The 17,226-nt window shown below is 69.9% G+C and carries 17 protein-coding genes and 5 tRNA genes; 6 read left to right on the top strand and 16 right to left on the bottom strand.

Annotated features, from left to right (window positions below):
- Positions 1 to 28: 28 nt before the first annotated feature.
- The gene (locus OG289_RS35335; RefSeq protein ID WP_327318094.1) at positions 29 to 1,039 is read right to left on the bottom strand and encodes an NAD(P)H-dependent glycerol-3-phosphate dehydrogenase; all 1,011 of its coding nucleotides are present in this window, start codon (positions 1,037 to 1,039) and stop codon (positions 29 to 31) included.
- Positions 1,036 to 1,848, bottom strand: a complete 813-nt coding sequence (locus OG289_RS35330; protein ID WP_327318093.1) for a lysophospholipid acyltransferase family protein — start codon at positions 1,846 to 1,848, stop codon at positions 1,036 to 1,038. Before OG289_RS35330 ends, OG289_RS35335 begins: the two co-directional genes overlap by 4 nt.
- Positions 1,849 to 2,011: 163 nt before the next feature.
- Between OG289_RS35330 and cofC the strand changes: the two genes are divergently transcribed.
- Entirely contained in the window at positions 2,012 to 2,650 is a 639-nt protein-coding gene (cofC, locus tag OG289_RS35325) for a 2-phospho-L-lactate guanylyltransferase (RefSeq protein WP_327318092.1), read from the top strand.
- Between the two features lie 9 nt (positions 2,651 to 2,659).
- The gene (locus tag OG289_RS35320; protein ID WP_062641780.1) at positions 2,660 to 2,863 is read left to right on the top strand and encodes a hypothetical protein; all 204 of its coding nucleotides are present in this window, start codon (positions 2,660 to 2,662) and stop codon (positions 2,861 to 2,863) included.
- A gap of 79 nt (positions 2,864 to 2,942) precedes the next feature.
- Here the strand turns inward: OG289_RS35320 and OG289_RS35315 are convergent, their stop codons facing one another.
- From OG289_RS35315 to leuC, 4 genes are all read right to left on the bottom strand, one after another.
- Positions 2,943 to 3,599: an HU family DNA-binding protein gene (locus OG289_RS35315; RefSeq protein WP_327318091.1), complete on the bottom strand. Its 657-nt coding sequence runs from the start codon at positions 3,597 to 3,599 to the stop codon at positions 2,943 to 2,945.
- Positions 3,600 to 3,737: 138 nt separating this feature from the next.
- Entirely contained in the window at positions 3,738 to 3,968 is a 231-nt protein-coding gene (locus OG289_RS35310) for a hypothetical protein (RefSeq protein ID WP_079659269.1), read from the bottom strand.
- Positions 3,969 to 4,244: 276 nt separating this feature from the next.
- Positions 4,245 to 4,838, bottom strand: a complete 594-nt coding sequence (leuD, locus tag OG289_RS35305; protein ID WP_327318090.1) for a 3-isopropylmalate dehydratase small subunit — start codon at positions 4,836 to 4,838, stop codon at positions 4,245 to 4,247.
- A 6-nt stretch (positions 4,839 to 4,844) separates the two neighbouring features.
- Positions 4,845 to 6,275, bottom strand: a complete 1,431-nt coding sequence (leuC, locus tag OG289_RS35300) for a 3-isopropylmalate dehydratase large subunit (protein WP_327318089.1) — start codon at positions 6,273 to 6,275, stop codon at positions 4,845 to 4,847.
- 198 nt (positions 6,276 to 6,473) lie between these two features.
- On the opposite strand from leuC, the gene ndgR reads away from it, so the two are divergent.
- Positions 6,474 to 7,190 (top strand): IclR family transcriptional regulator NdgR, encoded by a 717-nt coding sequence (gene ndgR / locus OG289_RS35295; RefSeq protein WP_007384919.1) that lies wholly within the window; start codon positions 6,474 to 6,476, stop codon positions 7,188 to 7,190.
- A 73-nt stretch (positions 7,191 to 7,263) separates the two neighbouring features.
- Here ndgR and OG289_RS35290 read toward each other — a convergent pair whose 3' ends face one another.
- Positions 7,264 to 7,764 (bottom strand): DUF4188 domain-containing protein, encoded by a 501-nt coding sequence (locus OG289_RS35290; RefSeq protein ID WP_327318088.1) that lies wholly within the window; start codon positions 7,762 to 7,764, stop codon positions 7,264 to 7,266.
- 38 nt (positions 7,765 to 7,802) lie between these two features.
- Between OG289_RS35290 and OG289_RS35285 the strand changes: the two genes are divergently transcribed.
- The gene (locus OG289_RS35285; RefSeq protein ID WP_327318087.1) at positions 7,803 to 8,447 is read left to right on the top strand and encodes a MerR family transcriptional regulator; all 645 of its coding nucleotides are present in this window, start codon (positions 7,803 to 7,805) and stop codon (positions 8,445 to 8,447) included.
- A gap of 50 nt (positions 8,448 to 8,497) precedes the next feature.
- On the opposite strand, the gene OG289_RS35280 is transcribed toward OG289_RS35285, so the two are convergent.
- The 6 genes from OG289_RS35280 to OG289_RS35255 form a co-directional block, all read right to left on the bottom strand.
- Positions 8,498 to 8,570: transfer RNA gene (locus OG289_RS35280), tRNA-Glu, on the bottom strand.
- Positions 8,571 to 8,598: 28 nt separating this feature from the next.
- Positions 8,599 to 8,670: transfer RNA gene (locus tag OG289_RS35275), tRNA-Gln, on the bottom strand.
- A gap of 20 nt (positions 8,671 to 8,690) precedes the next feature.
- Positions 8,691 to 8,763: transfer RNA gene (locus OG289_RS35270), tRNA-Glu, on the bottom strand.
- 62 nt (positions 8,764 to 8,825) lie between these two features.
- Positions 8,826 to 8,898: transfer RNA gene (locus OG289_RS35265), tRNA-Glu, on the bottom strand.
- A gap of 21 nt (positions 8,899 to 8,919) precedes the next feature.
- Positions 8,920 to 8,991, bottom strand: a tRNA-Gln gene (locus OG289_RS35260).
- A gap of 91 nt (positions 8,992 to 9,082) precedes the next feature.
- Positions 9,083 to 9,814, bottom strand: a complete 732-nt coding sequence (locus OG289_RS35255) for an HAD family hydrolase (RefSeq protein ID WP_327318086.1) — start codon at positions 9,812 to 9,814, stop codon at positions 9,083 to 9,085.
- Positions 9,815 to 9,850: 36 nt separating this feature from the next.
- On the opposite strand from OG289_RS35255, the gene OG289_RS35250 reads away from it, so the two are divergent.
- Positions 9,851 to 10,135, top strand: a complete 285-nt coding sequence (locus OG289_RS35250) for a type II toxin-antitoxin system RelE family toxin (protein ID WP_327318085.1) — start codon at positions 9,851 to 9,853, stop codon at positions 10,133 to 10,135.
- A gap of 62 nt (positions 10,136 to 10,197) precedes the next feature.
- Here the strand turns inward: OG289_RS35250 and gltX are convergent, their stop codons facing one another.
- The 3 genes from gltX to OG289_RS35235 form a co-directional block, all read right to left on the bottom strand.
- Entirely contained in the window at positions 10,198 to 11,682 is a 1,485-nt protein-coding gene (gene gltX, locus OG289_RS35245) for a glutamate--tRNA ligase (protein WP_327318084.1), read from the bottom strand.
- The gene (locus OG289_RS35240; protein ID WP_327318083.1) at positions 11,675 to 12,460 is read right to left on the bottom strand and encodes a fumarylacetoacetate hydrolase family protein; all 786 of its coding nucleotides are present in this window, start codon (positions 12,458 to 12,460) and stop codon (positions 11,675 to 11,677) included. Before OG289_RS35240 ends, gltX begins: the two co-directional genes overlap by 8 nt.
- Before the next feature lie 167 nt (positions 12,461 to 12,627).
- Positions 12,628 to 12,816 (bottom strand): hypothetical protein, encoded by a 189-nt coding sequence (locus OG289_RS35235; protein ID WP_327318082.1) that lies wholly within the window; start codon positions 12,814 to 12,816, stop codon positions 12,628 to 12,630.
- Between the two features lie 605 nt (positions 12,817 to 13,421).
- Here OG289_RS35235 and OG289_RS35230 point away from each other — a divergent pair.
- Entirely contained in the window at positions 13,422 to 17,225 is a 3,804-nt protein-coding gene (locus OG289_RS35230) for a nitrate- and nitrite sensing domain-containing protein (protein ID WP_327318081.1), read from the top strand.
- Position 17,226 lies beyond the last annotated feature (1 nt).

The raw sequence follows: 17,226 nt of genomic DNA, 5'->3' as shown, positions 1-17,226 counted from the left end.
GGAGTCAGCGTCCGCCCACCGGGTTCGCTCAGCGTCGTTCGGGCTTCGCGCTGCGCGACATCAGCTCCTTGAGAGCGACCACCGGAGGCTTGCCCTCGTGGACGATGCCGACGACCGTCTCGGTGATGGGCATGTCGACGCCGTGCCGGCGGGCCAGATCCAGCACCGACTCACAGGACTTGACGCCCTCGGCGGTCTGCTTGGTGACCGCGATGGTCTCCTGCAGGGTCATGCCCTTGCCGAGGTTGGTGCCGAAGGTGTGGTTGCGGGAGAGCGGCGAGGAGCAGGTGGCCACCAGGTCGCCGAGCCCGGCGAGTCCGGCGAAGGTGAGCGGGTCCGCGCCCATCGCCAGGCCCAGCCGGGTGGTCTCGGCGAGGCCGCGTGTGATCAGCGAGCCCTTGGCGTTGTCGCCGAGCCCCATGCCGTCCGCGATGCCGACCGCGAGGCCGATGACGTTCTTCACCGCGCCGCCCAGCTCGCAGCCCACCACGTCGGTGTTGGTGTACGGGCGGAAGTACGGGGTGTGGCAGGCGGCCTGGAGCTTCTGGGCGACGGCCTCGTCGATGCAGGCGACCACGGCCGCGGCCGGCCTGCGGGAGGCGATCTCCTTCGCGAGGTTGGGCCCGGTGACCACGGCGATCCGACCCGCGCCCACCTTGGCGACGTCCTCGATCACCTCGCTCATCCGCATGGTCGTACCGAGCTCGACGCCCTTCATCAGCGACACCAGGACGGTGTCCGGGGCGAGCAGGGGCGTCCACTCCGCGAGGTTGGCGCGCAGGGTCTGGGAGGGCACCGACAGGACCGTGTAGTCGGCGTCGGCGGCGGCCTCGGCGGGGTCCGTCGTGGCCCGCAGGTTCTCCGGAAGCTCGACGCCGGGGAAGTAGTCGGGGTTTGTGCGGGTGGTGTTGATCGCCTCGGCCACCTCCGCGCGCCGCGCCCACAGGGTGACCTCGCACCCCGCGTCTGCGAGCACCATGCCGAAGGCCGTCCCCCACGAACCGGCACTGAAAACTGCCGCCTTGACGGGCTTGCTCACTTGCTCTTCTCCCCCTCGTGACTGATCTCCGCACCGGTCTCCGTTCCGGTCTCCGCACCGGTCTCCGTACCGGTCTCCGCCCGGGTGCGGCGCCGCTGCTCGATCCGCTCCTGACGTGGGTCGTAGGGCGTCTCGGGAGCCTTCTCGCCCCGGATCTCCTCCAGCTGCGCGGTGACGGCGGCCATGATGACCTCCGTCGCCTCCTTCAGCAGCTCCGGGGTCATCTCCCTGCCGTAGAACCGCGAGAGGTCCACGGGCGGTCCCGCGAGCACATGATGGGTCTTGCGCGGAAGGAGGTTGGGCTTCTTGGCATACGGCGGGAGCAGTTCGTTGGCGCCCCACTGGGCCACCGGGATCACCGGGCACTTGGTCTGCAGGGCGACGCGCGCGGCACCGGTCTTGGCGGCCATGGGCCAGCCGTCGGGGTCGCGGGTGAGGGTGCCCTCGGGGTAGAACGCGACGCACTCGCCGCGCTCCACGGCCTCGATCGCGGCCCGAAAGGCACTCAGCGCGTCCGTGCTCTCGCGGTAGACGGGGATCTGTCCGGTGCCTCGCATCGCGGCACCGACGAATCCCTCGCGGAAAAGCGCACTCTTCGCCAGGAAACGCGGCACACGCCCGGTGTTGTACTGGAAGTGCCCGTATGCGAAGGGATCGACGTGCGAATTGTGGTTCACCGCGGTGATAAATCCGCCGTCGGCCGGAATATTCTCCATTCCGCGCCAGTCCCGCTTGATCAGAACCACCAGCCAGGGTTTGCAGAGGACCGCTGCGAAGCGGTACCAGAAGCCGATTCTGCGGCGGGGCACGCGGACACCTTCCTCTAGGACTTCCCAAGGCCTGCTCCCGGGCCTGGGGCCGCACAAGTGTCGCCCCGGGCCGCCGGTCTGTCGAGAACACGGTACGCCCGCCCGCCCGAGCGGCGAATGGGCCGGGTGACAATGGCCGCGACAAGAGAGGGACGGTACGCCGGTGCAGTGGACCTTGGTCATACCCCTGAAGCCCTTGGCGCTGGCCAAGAGCAGGCTCGCGGACACCGCAACCGACGGTCTGCGCCCGGGCCTCGCCCTCGCCTTCGCCGAGGACACCGTGACGGCCGCGCTGGCCTCACCTGCGGTGCGGGATGTGGCAGTCGTCACGGACGACGCCCTGGCCGGACGCACCCTGGCGGACCTGGGGGCCCGCATCGTCCCCGGCGAGCCGCGCACGGGCCTGAACGCCGCCCTGACCCACGGAGCCGCCGCCGTGCGCGCCATCCGCCCCGATTCCCCGCTCGCTGCCCTCAACGCGGATCTGCCGGCCCTGCGCCCGGCGGAATTGGCCCGGGTCCTGGACGCGGCCGCGGAATTCCCCCGAGCATTTCTCCCGGACGCGGCCGCAATCGGCACCACGCTTCTCGCCGTCGCCCCCGGCCGTGAATTGCTTCCCGCGTTCGGCACGGATTCCCGCGCCCGCCATCGCGCTTCCGGAGCCGTGGAACTCGTTCTCGACGCGGTGGATTCCGTACGCCAGGACGTGGACACCGGCGAGGACCTGCGCACGGCCCTGTCCCTGGGCGTGGGCTCCCGGACGGCCGCGGCCGCCGCGCGCCTGTTGATCCCCGGGCAGTAGGCTGCCGCCATGCAGGCGACCGCATACACGTACGACCCCGACACGCGCAGCGGACAGGTGCTGCTGGACGACGGCACACCGGTGCCCTTCGACGCGCCGGCGTTCGACGCGGGCGGGCTGCGGCTGCTGCGGCCTGGCCAGCGGGTGCGGATCGAGGTGGAGGGGCCGAAGGACAGCCCGAGGATCACGCTGGTGACCCTCCAGACCTTCTGAAACCGCCCTTGAACACGCCGCGGGCCGGACTCCATGAGGGAGTCCGGCCCGGCGCGTGAGTGCCCCTGCTGCCATGTGCCTAGCGGGCGGTGGCCTTCTTGGCGGTGGTCTTGCGCGCGGTCGACTTCTTGGCGGGGGCCTTCTTGGCCGTCGCCTTCTTCGCCGGGGCGTTCTTGGCGGTCGTCTTCTTGGCGGCGGCCGTCTTGGCGGTGGTCGTCTTCTTGGCGGCCGCCGTCGTCTTCTTGGTGGTGGCCTTCTTCGCGGTGGCCTTCTTGGCGGTGGCCGCGGTCTTCTTCGCGGCGGCCGTCGTCTTCTTGGCGGCGGCGGTGGTCCGCTTCGCGGCGGCCGCCTTCGTCGTCGCCTTCTTGGCGGCGGCCTTCTTGACCGTCGCGGCAGCACCGCCGGTCAGGCTGCCCTTGGGAGCCTTCTTGACGGCGACCTCGCCGCCGCGCGGGAGCTTCTTCGAGCCGCTCACCAGGTCCTTGAAGCCCTGGCCCGCGCGGAAGCGCGGCACGGACGTCTTCTTGACCCGAACCCGCTCGCCCGTCTGGGGGTTGCGGGCGTAGCGGGCCGGCCGGTCGACCTTCTCGAACGAACCGAAGCCGGTGACCGAGACCCGGTCTCCGGCGACGGTCGCGCGGACGATGGCGTCCAGGACCGCGTCGACCGCCTCGGCGGCCTGCTGGCGGCCGCCCAGCTTGTCGGCAATCGCTTCTACGAGCTGCGCCTTGTTCACGTCTTCCCCTTCGGAGACATTAGCCAGAACGAAAGTGTTCAAGCTTTTTCGCACGTTAGGCAGATATATACCGCAAATCAAACACGAAACGGGCTAATCACCCTTGTGCCGCAACGAAATCGGCTGCTCCGGAGGCGATCAACGCTCCTCTTCGGGCATTCGCCCCTCGTCGAGGTCCGCCATGAACCGCTCCAGACGCCTTGTCGCATCGGCGAGATCGTGCTTGGCCGCGGCCGTAATGACCAGCAGCTTCCGGGTCAGCGCCATCCGTACGCCCTCCGGGACTTGCAGTGCGCGCACCCTTGTGTGCGCTTCCTTGAGTTGGTTCGCGACCGCCGTATAGAGCTCGAGTTGGCCGTCGTGTTCCATGCACAGATTGTGCCATCTGGGGCGAGTTGTCGCCCGCTCAGGGGGCAACTGCCGCCGCAAACGGCCGTGCGGGCACTTCCGGCGCTCACGTCCGTACAGGGCGCGTACCCAGGCAACGCCCGTCCTAACGTGGGAAGTTGACAGGAGCCGCGAAGGTCCTCGGGGCCGAACGGGTACAGAAACAGCCGTACCCCCGATCGGTCCGATCGGGGGTACGGCGGGGTGTCGCGGTGGCCGAAACTCGACTTGCCCAGGGCCTCCTCAAAGGCTCCGGGGTCAGGCCTGGAGCGTCCTCGGCTTGTACGACGGGCGCTTGGCCTCGTACGTGGAGATGTCGGCCTCGTTCTGGAGGGTGATGGAGATGTCGTCCAGCCCGTTCAGCAGCCGCCAGCGGGAGTTCTCGTCCAGCTCGAAGGAGGCGGTGATCCCCTCGGCGCGCACCTCGCGGGCCTGAAGGTCGACCGTGATCTCGGCCTGCGGGTCCTTCTCCGTGAGCTCCCACAGGGCGTCCACGATCTTCTGCTCGATCACCACCGTGAGCAGGCCGTTCTTCAGCGAGTTGCCGCGGAAGATGTCGGCGAAGCGGGACGAGATCACGGTCTTGAAGCCGTAGTTCTGCAGCGCCCAGACGGCGTGCTCACGGGAGGAACCGGTGCCGAAGTCGGGCCCGGCGACCAGCACCGTGGCGCCCTGCCGCTCGGGCCGGTTGAGGATGAAGGTCTCGTCCTTGCGCCAGGCCTCGAACAGCCCGTCCTCGAACCCGTCCCGCGTGACCTTCTTGAGCCAGTGAGCAGGGATGATCTGGTCGGTGTCGACGTTGGAGCGGCGCAGCGGGACGGCCCGGCCGGTGTGCGTGGTGAATGCTTCCATGGCTTCTCAGACTCCAGCGGGCGTACGGGTCTCGGCGTCGGACAGGTCGGCCGGGGAGGCCAGGTGGCCCAGGACGGCCGTGGCGGCCGCGACCTGCGGCGACACCAGGTGCGTACGACCGCCCTTGCCCTGCCGGCCCTCGAAGTTGCGGTTGGAGGTGGACGCGGAGCGCTCACCGGGGGCCAGCTGGTCCGGGTTCATGCCCAGACACATCGAGCAGCCCGCGTGCCGCCATTCGGCGCCGGCCTCCTTGAAGACGACGTCCAGACCCTCGGAAACGGCCTGCAGACCGACTCGCGCGGAACCCGGGACGACCAGCATCCGTACGCCGTCGGCGACTTTGCGACCCTCGACGATCGCGGCGGCGGCGCGCAGGTCCTCGATGCGGCCGTTGGTGCAGGAACCTACGAAGACGGTGTCCACCTTGATGGTGCGCAGCGGCTGCCCCGCCTCCAACCCCATGTATTCCAGGGCCTTTTCGGCGGCGTGGCGCTCCGAAGCGTCTTCGTACGAAGCAGGGTCGGGGACGTCCGCCGAAAGCGGCGCGCCCTGGCCGGGGTTGGTGCCCCAGGTGACGAACGGCGACAGCGACGCGGCCTCGATGACGACCTCGGCGTCGAACTCGGCGTCGTCGTCCGTCTTCAGCGTCTTCCAGTACGCGACCGCGGCGTCCCAGTCCTCGCCCTCGGGGGCGTGGGCGCGGCCCTTGATGTACTCGAAGGTCGTCTCGTCCGGGGCGATCATGCCCGCGCGGGCACCGGCCTCGATCGACATGTTGCAGATGGTCATCCGGGCTTCCATCGAGAGCTGCTCGATGGCGGAGCCGCGGTACTCGAGGATGTAGCCCTGGCCGCCGCCGGTGCCGATCTTGGCGATGATCGCCAGGATCAGGTCCTTGGCGGTGACGCCGTCGGGCAGCTCGCCGTCGATGGTGATCGCCATGGTCTTGGGGCGGGCCAGCGGCAGCGTCTGGGTGGCCAGCACATGCTCGACCTGCGAGGTGCCGATGCCGAACGCCAGCGCGCCGAACGCGCCGTGCGTGGAGGTGTGGGAGTCACCGCAGACGACGGTCATGCCGGGCTGGGTCAGACCCAGCTGAGGGCCGACGACGTGCACGACGCCCTGCTCGACGTCGCCGAGCGGGTGCAGCCGCACGCCGAACTCGGCGCAGTTCTTGCGCAGCGTCTCCAGCTGGGCGCGGGAGACCGGGTCCGCGATGGGCTTGTCGATGTCGAGGGTCGGGGTGTTGTGGTCCTCGGTGGCGATGGTGAGGTCGAGACGGCGCACGGGGCGGCCGTTCTGACGGAGGCCGTCGAAGGCCTGGGGGCTGGTCACCTCGTGCAGCAGGTGCAGATCGATGAAGAGGAGGTCGGGCTCGCCCTCGGCGCGCCGGACGACGTGGTCGTCCCAGACCTTCTCCGCGAGTGTCCTACCCATCGCTTTCCCTCCGGCCGGCAAAGATGCGCCGGCCCAACTAGAGATCTTGTGGAGGCGACGCCCACGGTCTTGCTTCTCGGCGTTTCCGGGCACCCGCCGCCTGGCCCGTTGGTCCGCGGGCCGCCATGCATCCAAGGGTTGCGCGTCTCACGGAAAAATGAACTTGCGTTTCACAGAGTGAGACGGGAGTATCGTTGCATGGACAACAGTAGCGGCGTCGGCGTTCTGGACAAGGCAGCCCTTGTCCTGAGCGCCCTGGAGTCCGGTCCGGCCACCCTCGCAGGCTTGGTCGCTGCCACCGGACTCGCACGACCCACGGCCCACCGCCTGGCCGTGGCTTTGGAACACCACCGTATGGTGGCGCGCGACATGCAGGGCCGTTTCATCCTCGGCCCCCGCCTGGCCGAGCTGGCCGCGGCCGCCGGCGAGGACCGTCTCCTGGCCACCGCCGGCCCGGTGCTCACGCACCTTCGGGACATCACGGGCGAGAGCGCGCAGCTCTACCGCCGTCAGGGCGACATGCGCATCTGCGTGGCCGCGGCGGAACGCCTGTCCGGCCTTCGGGACACGGTCCCGGTCGGCTCCACGCTCACGATGAAGGCCGGCTCCTCGGCCCAGATCCTGATGGCCTGGGAGGAGCCCGAGCGCCTGCACCGCGGCCTCCAGGGCGCCCGCTTCACGGCGACGGCCTTGTCGGGTGTACGGCGCCGGGGCTGGGCCCAGTCCATCGGCGAGCGCGAGCCGGGCGTCGCGTCCGTCTCGGCGCCGGTCCGCGGCCCCTCCAACCGTGTAGTGGCCGCCGTCTCCGTCTCGGGCCCCATCGAGCGCCTGACCCGCCACCCGGGCCGTATGCACGCTCAGGCGGTCATCGACGCGGCGGCCCGCCTGTCCGAGGCGCTGCGCAGGACGGGCTGAGCCGCCCTTTCACGAGCACCCTCCCGGAACCGGAGCCGGCCTCAACGCCGCGGCAGGCTCTGACCGGACCCGCTCAGGCTTTCCGCTCCGGCCGGTAGGCGAACCGATCCTTCGCGTACCGCCCCCGCTCCCCCAACGACACCTGCCCATGCGCGGCCGCGAGACCGAACGCCGGCATGTCCCCGTAGATCGCCTCGTACGACCCCTCCGGCACGACATACGCCTCGTGCCAGATCCCCACGTGCCCACGTACCTTCCCGCCCTTCTCCAGGCGGTTGATCCTCGCCCACGCGCGATGGTGGAACGCGTCGGGCGCGCTCGCGTAGGCGTACAGCTTCTCCTTGGACTCCCAGTACTGGACGACGTAGTACGTCCGCGGGGAGGCCGTCAGCAGCACCCGGGAGAGCAGTCCGCGGCCCGGATCCTTCTTCAGCTCGGCCAGCATGCGCAACATGGCCAGCATGACCGGCACCCACTGGTGCACGGCCCAGAAGCGGTTGACACGCATCCCGATCAGCAGGACGACCACGTCTCCCCGGGCGTCCGCGGTGGTACGGCTGGCTGCGACAGACATGCTTGGATAGTGCCGCTGACCAAGGAAGGGCGCAAGACATGCGGCTGGCCGAGCTGAGCGAACGCAGCGGTGTGTCCACCGCGACGATCAAGTACTACCTGCGCGAAGGACTCCTGCCGCCCGGACGCCAGATCAACCTGACGACCGCCGAGTACGACGAGGAGCATCTGCGCCGGCTGCGGCTGGTGCGCGCGATGATCCAGGTGGGCCGGCTGCCGGTGGCCACGGTCCGCGAGGTGCTCGGACACGTCGACGACGACTCCCTCGGCCGCACGATCCGTCTCGGCGCGGCCCTGTGGGCGCTGCCACAGGTTCCCGAGCCGGACGCGGAGGACGAGTACGTGCGCGCCGCCCGACTGGAGGCGGACGAACTGCTGCGCACCCTGGGCTGGTCGAACGCCCGCCTGCTGACGACCATCTCCCCGGCCTACCGCTCGCTGGTGGTGGCGGTGGCCGCGCTGCGTCGGCTCGGCTACGCATGGGACGCCGAACTGCTCGTGTCCTACGCCCGGTTGATGCACCGGGCGGCCGAGCTCGACCTGGACTTCGTGGAGACGCAGGAGTCGGAGGCGGAGCGGATCGAGGCGGCGGTGCTGGGCGCGATCCTCGTCGAGCCGATGCTCCAGGCGCTGCACCGGCTGGCGCAGGAGGAGGAGTCGGCGCGGCGGTACGGCTTCGAGTGAGCAGGGCACGAAAAAGGCCCTCCACCGAAGTGGAGGGCCTTCACTGTACGTACCCCCGACCGGATTCGAACCGGCGCTACCGCCTTGAGAGGGCGGCGTGCTAGGCCGCTACACAACGGGGGCCTAGATCTTGCGTTTCCGCAGATCAGAGCTGGTCTACCAGGACTCGAACCTAGAATGACGGTACCAGAAACCGTAGTGTTGCCAATTACACCATAGACCAAGGTGATTCAAGGTAAATCGTACCCCCGACCGGATTCGAACCGGCGCTACCGCCTTGAGAGGGCGGCGTGCTAGGCCGCTACACAACGGGGGCCCTAGCGATCCTGCATGAGAGACAGCGGGTGCGACCCGGACTGTCTTCCTGGGAAGGATCTGTACCCCCGACCGGATTCGAACCGGCGCTACTGCCTTGAGAGGGCAGCGTGCTAGGCCGCTACACAACGGGGGCTTTGCAGATGAGCTCTGCGAGCTGGCCTACCAGGACTCGAACCTAGACTAACTGAACCAGAATCAGTCGTGCTGCCAATTACACCATAGGCCACTGGAACGCAAGCCCCGTGGGGGATCTTGTTCTAGCTTCGCTCCTCCGGTTCCGGCCTTTCGGCCCGCTCCCCGGCGGCGCAGGAAGAACATTACCCGAAGGTGGACTGCGCTCCAAAACGGGTATCCGAGCCGAGGATCGCGGGGAGTTCGGCGAGGGTGGCGATCCGGTGCCGTCCGGCGGGCACCTCCACGGTCGCCGTGCCGCCGTAGCGATCGATCCACACCGAGAGCAGTCCGGCGTCGGCGGCGCCCCGTCCGTCGATCTCCGGGTGGTCGCCGACGTAGGCCACCTGGTGCGCGGGCAGGGACAGGGCCTCGCAGGCCGCGAGGAAGGCGCCGGCCTCCGGCTTGGAGACGCCGAGTTCCGCGGCGCACAGGATGACCTCGAAGCGGTCGTGGACGCCGAGGACGCGCAGCTTGTGATCCTGGACGTGGATGCTCGAGTTGGAGAGCACCGCGTGGCGGTGACTGGCGGCGAGGACCTCCAGGACGGGCAGGACGTCAGGGAAGAGCGCCCAGGCGGCCTCGTAGTGCGTGCGGTACCGCACGAAGAAGTCGTCGGCCTCCGCGTCCGTCATCTCTCGGTCCAGGAACACCCGTACCCGGTCCCGGCGCTGGTCCTCGAAGGTGATCCCGCCCGCCGAGAAGCGCGCCCACTGCTGGTCGGTGACCTCCCGCCACCGTATGAGCGCCTGCTCCGCGGTCCCGAACCGGTCGATCAGCCCCTCGGCCGTCAGATACGACCGCATGCCCTCGCGGTCCGCGGTCGTGTAGTCGAAGAGGGTGTCGTCCACGTCCCAGACCACGGCGCGAATGCTCATGTCCCCGACGGTATCGCGGGCTGGCACACTGAGGACATGACCGAGTACCGCGTTCAGTTCACCGTCGAGGCCCGTACGGCGTTCGACGCTCTGCCTGGCGAGCGTCGAGCCCAGCTGGACAGGGCCGTGCGGATACTGGCGCGTGACCCCTTCCGCAAGAACGCGACCGCGCAACTCGGCCCCGACGAACACCTGCGGAAGGCGTACGTGGCCCCCGGCGTGATGCTGGAGTACATGGTCGCGGGGGCCGTCATGGTCATCGTCGTACTGGAGATCTTCGACGAGTTCGCGTACCTGATCGACGAGGACGACGCCGTCTGAGGCGGACGTGTGAGGGGCGGCACCCGGATCGCCGGGTGCCGCCCCTCACACGTGCCTCGGTGTCACGCCGCGAGCTTCGCCAGGGCGGCGTCGATGCGGGTCAGGGTCTTCTCCTTGCCCAGGATCTCCAGGGACTCGAAGAGGGGCAGGCCGACCGTGCGGCCGGTGACGGCGACGCGGACGGGTGCCTGGGCCTTGCCGAGCTTGAGGCCGTGGGCCTCGCCGGCGGCCAGGACGGCCTCCTTCAGGGACTCGGCGGAGGTCCAGTCGGCCGACTCCAGCTTTTCGCGGGCCGTCGTGAGCAGCGCGTCACTGCCCTCCTTCATCGCCTTCGTCCAGCTCGCCTCGTCGAAGACGGGCTCCGGCAGGAAGAGGAAGTCGACGTTGTCGGTGATCTCCGACAGCACCTTGAGACGGGTCTGGGCGTGCGGGGCGATCGCCTCCCACTTGGCCTCGTCGAAGCCCTCCGGGGACCAGGGGGCGAAGGGGGCCTTCAGCCAGGGGGCGCAGCGCTCCGTGAAGTCCTTCACGTCGAGCAGGCGGATGTGGTCGGCGTTGATCGCCTCGCACTTCTTCAGGTCGAAGCGCGCCGGGTTGGGGTTGACGTCCGCGATGTCGAAGGCCGCGACCATCTCGTCCATCGTGAAGATGTCCTGGTCGGCCGAGAGCGACCAGCCCAGCAGGGACAGGTAGTTGAGCAGTCCCTCGGGGAGGAAGCCGCGCTCCCGGTAGAGGTTGAGCGAGGACTCCGGGTCCCGCTTCGAGAGCTTCTTGTTGCCCTCGCCCATCACGTACGGCAGGTGGCCGAAATGCGGGGTCCGCTGGGCGATGCCCAGCTCGGTCAGCGCCTTGTAGAGGGCGATCTGGCGGGGGGTGGAGGAGAGCAGGTCCTCGCCGCGCAGAACGTGCGTGATCTCCATCAGCGCGTCGTCGACCGGGTTGACCAACGTGTACAGCGGGGCGCCGTTCGCGCGGACGAGCCCGAAGTCCGGGACGTTCTCCGGGGTGAACGTCAGCTCGCCGCGGACCAGGTCCGTGAAGGTGATCGTCTCGTCGGGCATGCGGAAGCGGACGATCGGGGTGCGGCCCTGGGCCTGGTACTCCGCCACCTGCGCCTCGGTGAGGTCGCGGCAATGGCCGTCGTAGCCGGAGGGCCTGCCGGCGGCGCGGGCGGCGTCGCGGCGGGTGTCCAGCTCCTCCTGGGAGCAGTAGCAGCGGTAGGCGTGGCCGGCGTCGAGGAGCCTCTCGGCGACGTCCTTGTAGAGGTCCATGCGCTGGGACTGGCGGTACGGCGCGTGCGGGCCGCCGATCTCGGGGCCCTCGTCCCAGTCGAAGCCGAGCCAGCGCAGCGAGTCCAGGAGCTGGTTGTAGGACTCCTCGGAGTCGCGGGCCGCGTCGGTGTCCTCGATGCGGAAGACCAGGGTGCCCTGGTGGTGCTTGGCGAACGCCCAGTTGAACAGGGCGGTGCGGACCAGGCCCACGTGGGGGTTACCGGTGGGCGAGGGACAGAAACGGACGCGTACGGAGGAGCCGGGTGCGCTAGCCACGCTTGACAACCTTGTTGGTGAGAGTGCCGATGCCTTCGATGGTGACGGCGACCTCGTCGCCGACAGCCAGGGGGCCGACCCCTGCCGGGGTGCCCGTGAGGATCACGTCGCCGGGGAGCAGCGTCATGGCCTCGGTGATGTTGACGATCAGATCCTCGATCGAGTGGATCATCTCGCTGGTGCGGCCGAGCTGCCGCTGCTGTCCGTTGACCGTGAGCTGGACGGTGAGGTCGCTCGCGGTCTCGAGGTCCAGCCCGGTCTCCACCCAGGGGCCGAGCGGGCAGGAGGTGTCGAAGCCCTTCGCCCGGGCCCACTGCTTCTCGCGCTTCTGGACGTCGCGGGCGGTGATGTCGTTCGCGCAGGTGTAGCCCAGGATCACGTCCTTGACGCGCTCGCGCGGGACCTCGCGGCACAGCCGGCCGATGACCACGGCGAGCTCGGCCTCGTGGTGGACGTCCTCGGAGAAGGACGGGTACTGGATGTCGTCGCCGGGGCCGATCACCGAGGTGGACGGCTTGAAGAAGGCGAACGGGGCGTCGGGCACCTCGTTGCCCAGCTCGCGCGCGTGCTCGGCGTAGTTGCGGCCGAAGGCCACGACCTTGTTGGGAAGCACGGGCGGGAGCAGTCGGACCTTGCTCAGCGGCACCTTGGTGCCGGAGAGCTCGAAGTCCGCGAACGGGATGCCCTTGATGATGTCGAGGACGAGCTCGTCCGGCTTGTCGCCCTCGACCGCGCCGAAGGCGACGTTCCCGTCGATGGAGAACCTGGCGATGCGCACGGGTTGGTTGGCCCCTTGACTGAGCTGGCTGGAGTGTGACGCCCCAGGCTAACGCGGAAGGGCGTCCCCGGCCGGGGACGCCCTTGCGATCCGTGGGCCGCCGCCTTGAGCATTCGGCGGCCGACGCCCGTATCTCCGCGTGAAGATCCACGAAGATCCGTGAAGATCTACTCCGCGACGGAGGCCGCGACCGGGGCCTCCATGAGGATGGTGCGCTTGGGGTTGGCAGTCTGGGCAGGCAGGTCGACGGAGTGCTCCCGCTGCTCCGGGAGCTCCAGTTCGTCGGCGTCCTCGAGGTGCGCCAGCGTCGTGCGCCGCGGGTTGGCGATCTTGTGGAACATCGTCGTCGTCTTCACTGTTGTACGTGACCCTGTCATGTCGGGGCGCCGGGGAAGCCCTCAAAGGGGCCCCTCGCAGGCGCGGCTTGTCGGATTTGCCATCCCTGTAAAGCGTCAGGCTAAACACGCGATTCCCGGTGAACACGTGAAGGTCGCATGATCAGCGTGTGAGTTTCCTCACGAATCCACGGGCAAAACGGTCAATTGAGACCTTGAAGTGACTACTACGAAACGGACATTGCACCCCTGAAGCGCGCATTCCGCTCCTGATCATGGCGACTGGGACACCCCCTGCACCCTCTCGCTTCGCCCGCTTATGTCCGCCTTGCGTGGGATCACCTTCCACATCCCGTAACTTGCCCCTTACGGGGTGTCACGGATGTCACAGCCTGGCCAACGGGCCTTGTTGGAGATCCTGCACTGTGCTGGAATTCCTCGAACCGCCGCGGGATCGAGCCGGCGCACAGGGGGCGCCCAGCGCGCCCGGTGGCGGCGAGAACAGGGGGAGCCAGCGCCGGTCACTCAACGACCATCCGGAGGGCGTATTCAGGGCGCCCTTCAACACGCCGACACCGTCCTTCCGTTCACGCGGAGGGGCGCCTGGTCCAGAGGTTGCGACGCTAGTGCAGGGACGTTTCAAGAGGGATGGCAGCGCTTCGGCCGAGCCGGAGCCGCACGGCGGGACTGGCCCGATGGCAGTCGGCTCCTCGCCCCAGCACGCCCAGAACCCGGGCCCGGCCCCGTCCGGCGACGGCGGTGAGCGCCCTGGGCGCCCCGGCGTGTCCGCGTCGCCGAGTTCCCCGACCCCGACGGTCAAGCCGCCGACCGGCACCCCCGGCCCCGGTCCGCGGGTGGCGCTGCGCAACTGGCGCATCTCCACGCGTCTGGTGGCCCTGCTGACGCTGCCCGTGGTCGCGGCCACCACGCTGGGCGCGATTCGCATCAACCAGTCGATGGACGACATCCAGCAGCTCGACAACATGAAGCTGCTGACGGACATGACCAAGCAGGCCACCGAACTGGCCGTGCAGCTCCAGAACGAGCGCGACCGCTCCGCGGGCCCGCTGGCGCACGGCGCCAAGCCGACCGACTTCGGCGTCAAGGGCTACCGGGACAAGACCGACAAGGCCCTCATCGCCTTCCAGGACGCCTCGGAGGAGATCGACAGCGCCACCTCGGACGGCAACCTCCAGGGTGTCCGCGACAGCCTCGTGGGTCTCCTCGGCGACCTGGGCAACCTCGCCAAGGTCCGCAGCACGGCCTACGCGGACAAGGGCAACTCCACCCAGACGGTCGAGGCCTACCACCGCCTCATCACCGGCCTGCTCGACCTCTCGCAGGACATGGCGCAGGCCACGAACAACCCGGAGATGATCCAGCGCACGCGTGCGCTGGCCGCCTTCTCCTCCGCCAAGGAGTACGCCTCCGTCCAGCGCGCCGTGCTCGCGGCCGCGCTGCCCGTGGGCAACACCGTCTACGGCGACCTCAAGGAGAACGACCGGCAGTACGCCGAGGCCGCGCTCCAGAACCAGGACTCCGAACTCGGGAGCTTCCGCAGCATCTACGGCGACGACGGCGCCGAGGAGCTGCTGAAGCCCATCGAGCAGGGCAACCCGGTCATCGAGGAGGCGGACACCTACGCCACCCGGGCGCTCAGCTCCTCCACCGGTCTGCAGTCGCTTGACAAGCGGTCCTACCAGGACTGGATCGACGACAGCACGACCAAGATCACCCAGATGAACAACATCGAGCACACGCTGCTCGAGGACATGGAGCAGAAGGCGCGTGAGCTGCGCGCCGAGTCGGAGCGCGAAGCGATCATCTCCGGTGCCCTGATCCTGCTCGTGCTCGGTGTCTCGCTGGTCGGCGCGTTCGTCGTCGCCCGGTCCATGATCCGCTCGCTGCGCCGCCTCCAGGAGACCGCCACCAAGGTCGCCCAGGACCGCCTGCCCGAGCTCGTCAAGCAGCTGTCCGAGTCCGACCCGCAGGACGTCGACACGTCCGTGGAGTCGGTCGGTGTGCACTCCCGGGACGAGATCGGCCAGGTGGCCGCGGCCTTCGACGACGTGCACCGCGAGGCGGTCCGCCTCGCCGCCGAGCAGGCTCTGCTGCGGGGCAACGTCAACGCGATGTTCACCAACCTCTCGCGCCGCTCCCAGGGCCTCATCCAGCGTCAGCTCTCGCTCATCTCCGAACTGGAGTCCCGCGAGGCCGACCCGGACCAGCTGTCCTCGCTCTTCAAGCTCGACCACCTCGCGACCCGCATGCGCCGTAACGGTGAGAACCTCCTCGTCCTCGCGGGTGAGGAGCCCGGCCGCCGCTGGACCCGTCCGGTCCCGCTGGTCGACGTGCTGCGTGCCGCCGCGTCCGAGGTGGAGCAGTACGAGCGCATCGAGCTGTCCTCCGTGCCGACGACCGAGGTCGCCGGCCGGGTCGTCAACGACCTCGTGCACCTCCTCGCCGAGCTGCTGGAGAACGCCACCTCGTTCTCCTCGCCGCAGACCAAGGTCAAGGTCACCGGTCACGCGCTGCCCGACGGCCGCGTGCTGATCGAGATCCACGACACCGGCATCGGCCTCTCCCCCGAGGACCTCGCCGCGATCAACGAGCGACTCGCCTCGCCGCCCACCGTGGACGTGTCGGTCTCCCGCCGCATGGGTCTGTTCGTGGTCGGTCGTCTGTCGCAGCGTCACGGCATCCGCATCCAGCTGCGCCCGTCCGACTCCGGTGGTACGACCGCGCTGGTCATGCTGCCGGTGGACGTCGCCCAGGGCGGCAACAAGCCCCAGCCCAAGCCGGGTCAGGGCGGCGGCGCGGGTGGCCCCGCCGCCGCGCAGGCCGCGGCGGGCGTCGCCGCCGCGCGTCGCCAGAACGGCTCGCAGGGCGGTGCCCTCGGCGCCGGTGCGCCGGCCGGTGGCGGTGCCCTCGGCGCCGGTCCCGGCGGGGGCGGTCGGCTCGCCGCCGGCCAGGGTCCCCGGGCCGCGCTGCCCGGCCGTGACGGCGGTGGCCGTCCCGGCGGCCAGCCGCCGCGCGGTCCGCAGCAGCCGCCGGCCTCCCCCCAGCAGGGCCGACCCGCTCCGGCCGGTGCGGGCGCCGGCTTCGGCGGCCAGGCACCCGGCGCGCCGCAGGGTCTCCAGGCGGCCGGTACGGGCACGCAGGGCCCGGACATGTTCGGTGGCGGACGCCCGCCGCAGCAGCGGGGCAGCAAGGCCGAGCAGGGCGGCCGCGGCCGTCAGCCGCAGCTTCCGCCGCGCGGTGGTCCGCGCGCCGAGCTGCCCGGCGGCAACCCGCAGCCGCGCGTGCCGAGCTGGGGTGACGAGAACGCCCAGCCTCCGGTGCCGCGCACCCCGCTGGACGCCCCGCGCGGCCACGAGGAGCCGGACGTCGCCCAGACCTCGCGCATGCCCCGCATCGACGACCGTCAGGGCCCCGGAGCCACCACCGAGATACCGGCGATCCCGCGGCTGGACGAGCGCCAGGGTCCGGCGGGTCCCGCCGACTTCGGCCGCCCCGTGGCGAACGGTCTGCAGAGCACGGGCCAGTTCCCGGCCGTGGGCAACGGCCAGACGGGCTTCGACGGCCGACAGGACACCGGCCAGTTCCAGCGGCCGGGCACCAGCGGCCGACAGGACACCGGGCAGTTCGAGCGCCCCGGCACCGACGGTCAGGGGCAGCAGGACAACAACGGCTACACCCGGTCCGACGTCTTCGGCACCAGGAGCGGGCAGAACGCTCCGGCGGGCCCGAACCAGTTCGCCCCGCAGGCGTACGACAACGGCTCCACCGGCCAGTTCCCCGCACCCGGCTACGACGGCTCCTCGACCGGCCAGCACTCCCTGCCCGGCCGCCAGGACCCCTCGTCCACGGGTCAGTTCCCCACCACGCAGCCGGGTGGCTACGGCACTCCGCCGCAGCCCACGGTCCCGCAGCGCCCGGCCGGGCGTCCCGAGCCGGAGGCGCTGCCGCCGGCCGGTCCCGGTGACGGCCGTACGCCGCTGTACGACACGTTGGAGACCAACTGGTTCCACGGTCAGCAGGCGGGCGGCGGTCCTGCGCCGGCTCCGGATCGTGCTTCACAGCAGCACCAGCAGCCGCAAGCTCCGGCTGCTCCTCAGCGTCCCGCTGCCGCCAGTGCCTCCTGGCGCACCTCGCCGAACGACGAGCTCGTCCGGCAGGCCGAGCGCGTCAGGCAGCCGGCCGCGGGCGGCGTCACCACTTCCGGCCTGCCGCGCCGGGTGCCCCGGGCGAACCTCGTCCCGGGCACGGCTCAGCAGCAACAGCACCAAACCGGTCCGCAGGTCTCTCGTGCGCCTGACGACGTACGTGGACGGCTGACCAATCTCCGTCGGGGTATCGCGCAGGGTCGTCAGGTCGGCAACGGCCAGACCGGCAGCTTCCCGAACCCCACTCACCAGCAGGAGCGTTAGT

The sequence above is a fragment of the Streptomyces sp. NBC_01235 genome, from assembly GCF_035989285.1.
Taxonomy (GTDB): domain Bacteria; phylum Actinomycetota; class Actinomycetes; order Streptomycetales; family Streptomycetaceae; genus Streptomyces.
The sequence above is the reverse complement of the archived record's forward strand: the minus strand, read 5'-3'. Positions and strand labels throughout refer to the sequence as shown.

What these genes read in the sequence shown, in the direction of transcription:
- leuD (WP_327318090.1), bottom strand. Translation starts at nt 4,838, where the DNA reads ATGGAAGCATTCACCACGCACACCGGCCGGGCCGTCCCGCTGCGCCGC.
- OG289_RS35250 (WP_327318085.1), top strand. Translation starts at nt 9,851, where the DNA reads ATGACCGAGTACCGCGTTCAGTTCACCGTCGAGGCCCGTACGGCGTTC.
- OG289_RS35320 (WP_062641780.1), top strand. Translation starts at nt 2,660, where the DNA reads ATGCAGGCGACCGCATACACGTACGACCCCGACACGCGCAGCGGACAG.
- OG289_RS35255 (WP_327318086.1), bottom strand. Translation starts at nt 9,814, where the DNA reads ATGAGCATTCGCGCCGTGGTCTGGGACGTGGACGACACCCTCTTCGAC.
- OG289_RS35290 (WP_327318088.1), bottom strand. Translation starts at nt 7,764, where the DNA reads ATGTCTGTCGCAGCCAGCCGTACCACCGCGGACGCCCGGGGAGACGTG.
- leuC (WP_327318089.1), bottom strand. Translation starts at nt 6,275, where the DNA reads ATGGGTAGGACACTCGCGGAGAAGGTCTGGGACGACCACGTCGTCCGG.
- ndgR (WP_007384919.1), top strand. Translation starts at nt 6,474, where the DNA reads ATGGACAACAGTAGCGGCGTCGGCGTTCTGGACAAGGCAGCCCTTGTC.
- OG289_RS35310 (WP_079659269.1), bottom strand. Translation starts at nt 3,968, where the DNA reads ATGGAACACGACGGCCAACTCGAGCTCTATACGGCGGTCGCGAACCAA.
- OG289_RS35285 (WP_327318087.1), top strand. Translation starts at nt 7,803, where the DNA reads ATGCGGCTGGCCGAGCTGAGCGAACGCAGCGGTGTGTCCACCGCGACG.